The sequence below is a fragment of the Frateuria flava genome, assembly GCF_017837635.1.
Lineage (GTDB): Bacteria > Pseudomonadota > Gammaproteobacteria > Xanthomonadales > Rhodanobacteraceae > Frateuria_A > Frateuria_A flava.
Map to the genome: position 1 here is coordinate 1 of NZ_JAGJRS010000029.1, position 8316 is coordinate 8316.

An 8316-nucleotide genomic window follows, 5' to 3' on the forward strand; every position below is an offset into this window, starting at 1 on the left:
GCAGAAGCGCTCGCTCGAAGTTGGATCTCTCACGGTACAGAGTGCTCATTGTTCCGGGGCCTAACGCTGGAGTTAAGCGGCGCGCGGCTTTTTCGCGCGTCCGCTTGGACGAGATGTTAGACGGTTGCGACGCTGCATGCTCGGGCGACAACGACTGCCATGACGAGCGCACAGCTTGAACAACCGACTACCCCAAAACTACCAGCTCTGAATGCCCAGGCTTGCGACGATGCCGCGCGAAAACTTGCTGCGGCGACGGACGACAAGCCAGCGCGACGCTGGGCGAAACACACCACACGAAGAACCAACACGAGCTACCGGCTAACGCTGGAGTTAAGCGGCGCGCGGCTTTTCGCGCGTCCGCTTGGACGACGGGTTATGTGACCTACCCGTGAGATGCACGTCGATACCCAACGTTGTGGGCGGCATGATGTGCCGAAAGATTATGCGCCCCGCCTGACCTAGCACAATGACGTACTGAGAGATTGCACCATCTTCAAGCGGATCGGATTGCTCGACGGAAGTTATGAGAGCAGGCAGCAATGCACCACATTCTTGGACCTGCTGAGCCTCTATGACATGACCGTCAGGCTGTAGAACACGCAACCCGGCCGGAGAAGACTCCCGCAGTTCCAAGCCTAGGGACGGGTACTTTTCCTCGTCCAGGACGACCTCGCAGGCATTTAGTTGCAGGAAGACATCGTCGGCCAGTTCGAGGAAAGCGTCGTACGTAACGATTGGCGTGGTGAGCTCATTGACCCATGCCGGATGCACTGGGCCTGACGGGAACAGCCAGACGGCCCTCAGAGTCCTTCCTGTTAGCGAAGTAGCTTCCATGGGCACCTAACGCCGGAGCTCAGCCGCTGCCAGCCCGCGTAGCGGGTTGGCGGTCGGCTGCAGCAACCTGTTAGGCGACCTGACGTTCATGGCTGCGATAGAACGCAAGGAGCGAAAGGCTCCGAGGTGAACACATGATCTTGTGTGTCCGAAATTTCTATCCTGAACCGACTTGATTGATCACCCCGCTTGACCTCGTACACAGGGGCTGTCAGTACGGCGGCATCGCCTGGACCGATATTTAGGGTGTTCGGTGGCATTGGACCGTGCCCGCCGGGTCCGTGCGCCCATGAAATGCTGTGTTTTGGACCCGCAGCGCGGATCTTGTAGCCCAGCCAACTAAGTTCGTAAGGCGAAGATTGCCCATCTACCCATATTTTGAGAATGCCGTGACTATTGTTACGAATATGGAGGAGGACGGGGACAGTTGCACCAAGCTCGCTACAGGGTGCCTGAGGTTGATCTACAGTCAGATCAACTAGTGCGGGATTTACGCTACGCCAACTGGCACAGCCAGAGAGAAGAGCGAGGGCGGCGAAGAGGAAATGTTTCATTGGCCTAACGCTGGAATTGAGCGGCGGCGAAGCCGTCCGCCTCGAATGAGATGTTAGGCATGGACGCCAAGAGTGTTGTTGTAGATGGCAACGGCCGACCAAGCCAAGACAAGTACAAGAATACCGACGAGCGAAATCTGGTTGACGTGACGTTGAGCGTCGTGGCCACGCGGATACTGCCCGAGCGTAATAACAAGCAATGAGGCGCGACCAAGGTTGAACAGAACGAACGACCAGATGATGTAGTACGCGATGAACTTGACGACAGCAACAATGCCATTGGTGATTTCTTCCTGCATGGCTACACGATGCCTAACGCCCGAATTAAGCGGCGGCGGAGCCGTCCGCTTGAATGAAGAGTTAGGGGCTTGCGCTGCGCCATGCTTGGGCGACTGTGCCGGCGCAACCGCGAACCCCCACCAAGCACAACGCTAGCAGCTTTAGATGCCTGGGGTTTGCCGCAGCGCTACAAAGGCAGTGGCCAAGCGCCAAGGACTGCACGCTGGCGAAGGCTTGGCCGAAGCACACGCTGCGAGAGAACAACCCAGCAAGGGCCTAACGCTTGAGTTAAGCGGCGGCGCAGCCGTCCGCCTTGAACGAGCAGTTAGGCCACACTGCGCAGTAGCCGCATTTGCACAGCATCGTAATACACGCCATCGAACCGCATAGCGTGTACCTTGACCGCCTCATGCACGAACCCTGCAGACTCGTAGAGCCGGATAGCACGCTCATTGTCTATGCGCGCCTCCAACTCGACGCGCGTGATGCCCTTGGACCAGGCCTTGGCTATGCAGGCCTGTAGCAGACGCTTGCCGATGCCCCGGCCTCTGTAGCCGGGGAGAACACCCATTCCAAGGAATCCACAGTGGGCGATCGCGTGTGCCCATGCAGGAAAGATGTCTGCCCACCCGACTACCCGCCCTGCTTCCAGTGCAACAAACTGAACTGCATCTGTGGCAACGCTCTCTTGAATAAAGGCACGAACGCGCTCCAGCGGCAGTGCCTCCACCTGTGCAAGATACTTCTTCTCACGCGCGACAGTGTCCAAGCAGGCACGGAAGCTCTCGGCCATGTCTTCAGCGATCGGGACGATGGGCACCATGATCATCCTGTGCGGCCTAACGCTGGAGTTAAGCGGCGCGCGGCTTTTTCGCGCGTCCGCTTGGACGAGTGGTTAGGCTATTTGCATTGGACTTCCACGGTTATCTCCGACTCGCTGCTGCCGCGCCATGCGTTGAAGGACATTTGAGTCTTGTTGTTCTCGTTGGAGATGGTGTAACCGTTGGGGCAAAGCTCGTTGGCCTTAGCCACGCAAGCACCTTTGTCGTCGCCGCAGTTCATGAAGTAACGCGATGAGCCGTCGGACGTGTTCATTTTGACTGGATCGACGCCGCAACCGGCCACGAGCACGGCAAGTGCAACTAAAACAATTTTCTTCACGGAGTTCCCCTTACTTGCTGAAATGCGCCGCTTGGATAGCCTAACGCTCAAGTTAAGCCGAATTGCAGCGCGTAGCCGGGCACATGGCAAGCTTTTTTTGCCATGTGGCTGGCGTAGCGATGCAATTTCGGCTTGAACGCAATGTTAGGCGCCACCGCTATAACCGGCCATCTTCATACGATCTTTCCCAACCGGCAGCGCTCACGATGCGACCTGATTCAAAGACGAACTCCACACGGGACACGGTCTTGCCTTGGCTGTCGATAAATTCGACTTCGACTTTATGCCTTGAGCAGGCGTCTGTTGGCATGTCCATGTAGTCCCAACCCAGATAGCGATAAGCGTCCGCGTTCATAGTCCTCGCAAGTTCGCGAGCGCCATCGACTCCCGTACCCAATGGGCGACCGACGTCGCCTGCGCCAAGGCTGAAACTTGCGGAGGGGGCGATTAGCTCTACGAGCTGGCTATCCCCGCTTGCTGCTCGCTTGACTACTTCAACGGCTCGAAGGCTCAGGACCTGGTGGAGTTCACGTGAGCCCGTGATCACCGACAGACTGCATCCGGAAGTCCCTGCAAATGAGGGGCCTGCAACAAGCATCAAGGCAATGCAAACCAACCACTGAGGCAGCTTCATAGGCAGAGACTTGTCGGCAATGCTCCTTAGAGAATCAAGCAACATAAGTTCTCCCATTGGGGCCTAACGCCTAAGTTAAGCCGACTCGTGTGGCGGAGCAAACAGCATGGCAAGCTGTACCTGCCATGCTGTTTGTGGAGCGACACGAGTTCGGCTTGAACGCAATTTTAGGCGGCATTGGCTAGTCAAAAATCATGCCTCCGAATTTAAAGAGTAGAGACGTGCCGCGGAACAAGCCGAAGAAGTTATTGCCATTCTTGCAGTAAACGTATCGAAGGTCGTCTCCGGGTTGCATTGTGGAAATAGCTGCAGCCCATTCTGGTGAATCCGCGAGATTTGGATCCCCCATTCGGTCTGCGTAGTCCAATGCTTGGTAGCGCCTCATTGGTTCAGTAACGCTACATCCGGCGTATCCAAGTTCACGCGCAACACGAGTTGACTCGATCTCTGGCCCAAGACGATGCGCGCAACCGGAAACGAATAGGGCGCCGAGCATTGTCAGCGCTAGCGTCGAAAGCATATTTCCAGAGTTCAGAGAATGCATCATTGTGCCGCCTAACGCTGGAATTGAGCGGCGGCGTAGCCGTCCGCCTCGAATGACTGGTTAGACCTCACTCTACGTTGAGCAACACAACTTTGCCATGCTCGACTAGTTTGACGTTGCCGAAATTGGACACGTACGCCGAGCAGGTGCCGCTTGCTTTAGCGCCGCTGGCAATGCTGTCAGGCGCAACACACGAACCTTGGCATTCGCTGGAGTCTGAGCAGACCTTGCCGGAGTCAGTAGCCTTGAGGTCGCAGACTTTTGGCTTGCCAAGATATGGAAGACCGAGCGTTGTCCAGTTGCCGCCTCGCGCGGTGCACTCGGCTGCCGTTTGCGGAATTGCCGGCTTTGAGACGGTTGCGGCCAACCTCGGGCCAGCGCAAGCACTGACGACGAGAGGAACAATGATCGAGACCAGCACACGCAGAAGAGTCATGTTGTGAGGTCTAACGCTGGAGTTAAGCGGCGGCGAAGCCGTCCGCCTTGAACGAGATGTTAGGGGGCTGACTGCTGGCCTCCACGCGCCAACAACCATGCGACCGCAACCGCAAATACATTGACACCAATAAACCAAGGCTGATTCGGCTGGAAGAGCGAGTAGTTGAACGTGCTACCGAGCAGAAAATTGCCATTGAGCTTAAGCGGTGCAAATTGGACCGATACGGTTGTGTGAAACCCGCTCGACAGGAAATACCCTAGCAGCGGTGAACCAAAAGCAGGAACCTGAGCTAGCCAATACCTAAGACTGGAGCGTTCAGCACCTAATTGCCCTTCAAGCAGCCGAACACCGCACCAGACACCCCAAGCGTATACCGCCATAAATGCAATGCAGAATATCCACTCAATGGGGTTGGTGCGGGTGAGAAGCAAAGTGATCGCCGCGGCGATGCCGATGGAACCACCTCCGAGTGTAAGTATCCCAATTGCTCGCCGCTGCCAAATTTTCAACTTGCCCCCTAACACCTGAGTTAAGCCGCGCCGCGAAGCGGCGTCGGCTTGGACGAATTGTTAGGTGCCCAGCTTAGCCAAGCCCCAAGCCAGGGCCAACAAGCCAACGCCAAGAATGCCGTAGGTGGCCCAGATAGGGCTGCCTTGCCCCCAAGCAAAGGCAACATAGGCTTCCCGGATGCTGCGACCCGTTAGGGCGGGAATGATGGCAAGGGCGAGAAGCGGTGCGGCTGATGCCGCACCAAACCCCATGGCCAGCGGCCAAGGATCATTGCTGGCGTAGCCACCTAGCTTATACATGGCCAAGCTAAGAAGGATGCCAGCCATGAAGAGCCCGTTGGCGGCGTACACCGCAACCCGGTGCTCGCGAAGCAACTGCTCCCGTGACTTGGATCGATAGCCGCGCGGGAGCGACCGAGCCCAGCGACTCAAAAGCCAAGTAGCGATTGCGCCACCAGTGAGGCCGCTAAGAATGGGACGGATGCTGTCGAACTCCATCTGGGCACCTAACGCTGGAGTTAAGCGGCGGCGGAGCCGTCCGCCTTGAACGAACTGTTAGGCCACGCTACCAGAGGCGCCAAGTGGGCACCAAGGGATGCGCAAACCAGTGAAGTGCGAGCCCTGCCACTGCCCCGCAAGCCAGAGCCAGAGCGAGGCCGGAGCCTCTAGGTGTTTTGGTGACGATCCAGGCGGCTGCGACGAAGGCAGTAGCAGCACCGAGCATGGTTACGCCGAGCAGGAGAACTTCGACAAGGTCGGAGGCACCGTACGGTTCGCCAGCGGCTGGCCCCCAGCTTTGCCACACAAGCATTCGGAACAGCAGTGCGACCGCTGCAGTTGCGAGCGGGAATGCAGCAAGGCGGCGGAGGACTGTTTCGGACACCGTGATGCTTCCTGCGGGCCTAACGCTGGAGTTAAGCGGCGGCGAAGCCGTCCGCCTTGAACGAAATGTTAGGTGCCACCCACTGCACCGCTGAAGTCAAATGTAACGGATTGCTCCGCACCTGGCTTGCCAGCCTTGAACTCAACACGCTGATTGGGTTCTTGCCAAGTCGCTTGCCCAAGCAGGCCTGGGAAAGTGGCGGTAATTTGTTTGCTCTGACCCGTACGTGCGTTAAAGAACATGACCAAGCCAGATGCGGCTTGCTGGTAGATGGCGAATTTCCCACTGGGCGAAGGTGACATGCGATCACAATGGCCCAAATTGAGGGTGTTGTAGTAGCAGTAGCTGAAGTGGCCAACAGACTCAAAGCTACCCTCAACATTTTCCGCAGCCGTGATCAACCAGAATCCGTGGCCGAGCGACTGCGATGCTTCGAGCCCGTTAACGGAAGGCGGGCGTGAACTTGCACACGCCATAAGCGATAGAGCCAAGAGCAAGATTGCGATCACCCGCATGTGGCACCTAACGCTGGAGTTAAGCGGCGGCGAAGCCGTCCGCCTTGAACGAGTTGTTAGGCGAAACGCGGCCACCACCAGAAGTAGAGAGGTGGTGACTGCCCCATGCCGAAATCCCCCTCGCCCTTGGGGATTCCCCTGAGCCCTGCCTCGAGCTGCTGCAAGAACTTGCCGCCTACGGTGAGGGTAGCTGGCTCAAGTTCGAGGGGGAACTGCCAAGTGTCTTCAGATGAGCACTGAACGCGCCATTTGGCTGGCGCGGACCAAAGGGCATCCCCTTGCTGGAAATTTGGCACGCGCAGCACTGCAGGCGAAGGTGGCGTGACAGCAACGGTGCGATGGGCACCAGGGGTGCGGGCAAGCAATTGCAGCAGGACTAGTAGCGACGAGATGCCTTCGCTATTTGCGGTGATGTGCCAGCCGCCGAACTTCTTGCGGAACTCTGTATATCGCCAGAGCGAGACTGTGCCTTCCTGCTTCCACGACAGATGATCCTTCATGTATCGCCTAACGCTTGAATTAAGCGGCGGCGCAGCCGTCCGCTTGAATGAGAAGTTAGGGGCTTGCGCCGCGCCGTGCTTGAGCGACTGTGCCGGCACCACCGTGAGCCCCACCAAGCGCAACGCTAGCAGCTTTGGGCGCCTGGAGCTTGCCGCAGAGCTGCAAGGGCACCGACCAAGTGTCGAGAGCTGCAAGCTGACTAAGGCTTGGCCGAAGCGCACGCTGCGACGGAACAACCAAGCAAGGGCCTAACACCTGAGTTAAGCCGCGCCGCGAAGCGGCGTCGGCTTGGACGAATTGTTAGGCCGCAAAGCCGGTTACCACCGGCTGGGGATGGTGGCAGTGACCAAGCAGAACGACCCGGCGGCTAACGCCGCTACCAAGTAGTTGAACGGAGTGGCAGCCATACCTTGCCATACCTGCAGCGTTGCGACGAACGCCGACACCACTATTGCCCCCAAACGAAGCAAAACAGCAAGGCTCGAGCCGACGCCCAGGATGCGAGCCTGATGCGCCGACGGCTGCGCAGCCCAGACGCAGCCAACGGCGCCGCAAAGAAGAAGGCGCCAAACAGCAGAGGCACCGCAAAGGGCGCCCCGGACGCGCCCATGAACCGAACCGCCATGAACTTGACCAGCGCAATGGCGCCCCAGACAGGAAGCAGCCGCGCCAATATGCGTGACGTATCCAGCAGCAGGTCTGCAGTTGGAATGCTGCGATCTCGCATCTTGCGGCCTAACACCTGAATTAAGCCGCGCCGCGAAGCGGCATCGGCTTGAATGAATTGTTAGGCGACGGCCGAGTTACCACTCTCCGCGCGCCCACGGATGCTCATCATGCCAGTCTGCACCGCTAGAGACGTTCCATGCTGCGGGTGGAAGCGAAGATAAAAAGGCCAGTGCGTCATCTAAGCAGTCGTGGGCTTCGGCCCAGTCCAACTGCTCGGATAGGCGCAAGTGCTTCTCCGCATGGGAGGCTATGTCGCCTCCGAGGATTAACGGATTGGGCAACTTGAACTTAGCTTCAAGCTTGGCAGAGCGAACAAGGTGCTTGCGAAAGTTCTCCCAATGCATCCCGGCTGGGCTGGATCGGTTGTCGGAGCGAATGCTTTTCAAGAACTGTGACTTGTCCATGATGTTGATCCGCCGCCTAACGCCCGAATTAAGCGGCGGCGGAGCCGTCCGCTTGAATGAAGAGTTAGGGGCTTGCGCTGCGCCATGCTTGGGCGACTGTGCCGGCGCAACCGCGAACCCCCACCAAGCACAACGCTAGCAGCTTTAGATGCCTGGGGTTTGCCGCAGCGCTACAAAGGCAGTGGCCAAGCGCCAAGGACTGCACGCTGGCGAAGGCTTGGCCGAAGCACACGCTGCGAGAGAACAACCCAGCAAGGGCCTAACACCTGAGTTAAGCCGCGCCGCGAAGCGGCGTCGGCTTGGACGAATTGTTAGGCCCCGGCTGAC

Annotated in this window: 9 protein-coding genes; all 9 read right to left on the minus strand. The window is 58.1% G+C overall.

Annotated elements, in window-relative coordinates:
• Nucleotides 1–1444: 1444 nt before the first annotated feature.
• Complete coding sequence (locus tag J7I44_RS13835; protein ID WP_209622006.1) at nt 1445–1690, minus strand: hypothetical protein; 246 nt, start codon at nt 1688–1690, stop codon at nt 1445–1447.
• A gap of 305 nt (nt 1691–1995) precedes the next feature.
• Complete coding sequence (locus J7I44_RS13840; RefSeq protein WP_209622009.1) at nt 1996–2493, minus strand: GNAT family N-acetyltransferase; 498 nt, start codon at nt 2491–2493, stop codon at nt 1996–1998.
• Nucleotides 2494–2570: 77 nt separating this feature from the next.
• Nucleotides 2571–2831, minus strand: a complete 261-nt coding sequence (locus tag J7I44_RS13845; RefSeq protein WP_209622012.1) for a hypothetical protein — start codon at nt 2829–2831, stop codon at nt 2571–2573.
• A 1245-nt stretch (nt 2832–4076) separates the two neighbouring features.
• Nucleotides 4077–4445 (minus strand): hypothetical protein, encoded by a 369-nt coding sequence (locus J7I44_RS13850; protein ID WP_209622015.1) that lies wholly within the window; start codon nt 4443–4445, stop codon nt 4077–4079.
• 59 nt (nt 4446–4504) lie between these two features.
• Nucleotides 4505–4957 (minus strand): hypothetical protein, encoded by a 453-nt coding sequence (locus tag J7I44_RS13855; protein ID WP_209622018.1) that lies wholly within the window; start codon nt 4955–4957, stop codon nt 4505–4507.
• A gap of 60 nt (nt 4958–5017) precedes the next feature.
• Entirely contained in the window at nt 5018–5455 is a 438-nt protein-coding gene (locus tag J7I44_RS13860) for a hypothetical protein (protein ID WP_209622021.1), read from the minus strand.
• Between the two features lie 453 nt (nt 5456–5908).
• Entirely contained in the window at nt 5909–6355 is a 447-nt protein-coding gene (locus J7I44_RS13865) for a hypothetical protein (RefSeq protein WP_209622024.1), read from the minus strand.
• A 56-nt stretch (nt 6356–6411) separates the two neighbouring features.
• Entirely contained in the window at nt 6412–6855 is a 444-nt protein-coding gene (locus tag J7I44_RS13870) for a hypothetical protein (protein ID WP_209622026.1), read from the minus strand.
• A gap of 804 nt (nt 6856–7659) precedes the next feature.
• Nucleotides 7660–7989: a hypothetical protein gene (locus J7I44_RS13875; protein ID WP_209622029.1), complete on the minus strand. Its 330-nt coding sequence runs from the start codon at nt 7987–7989 to the stop codon at nt 7660–7662.
• Nucleotides 7990–8316 lie beyond the last annotated feature (327 nt).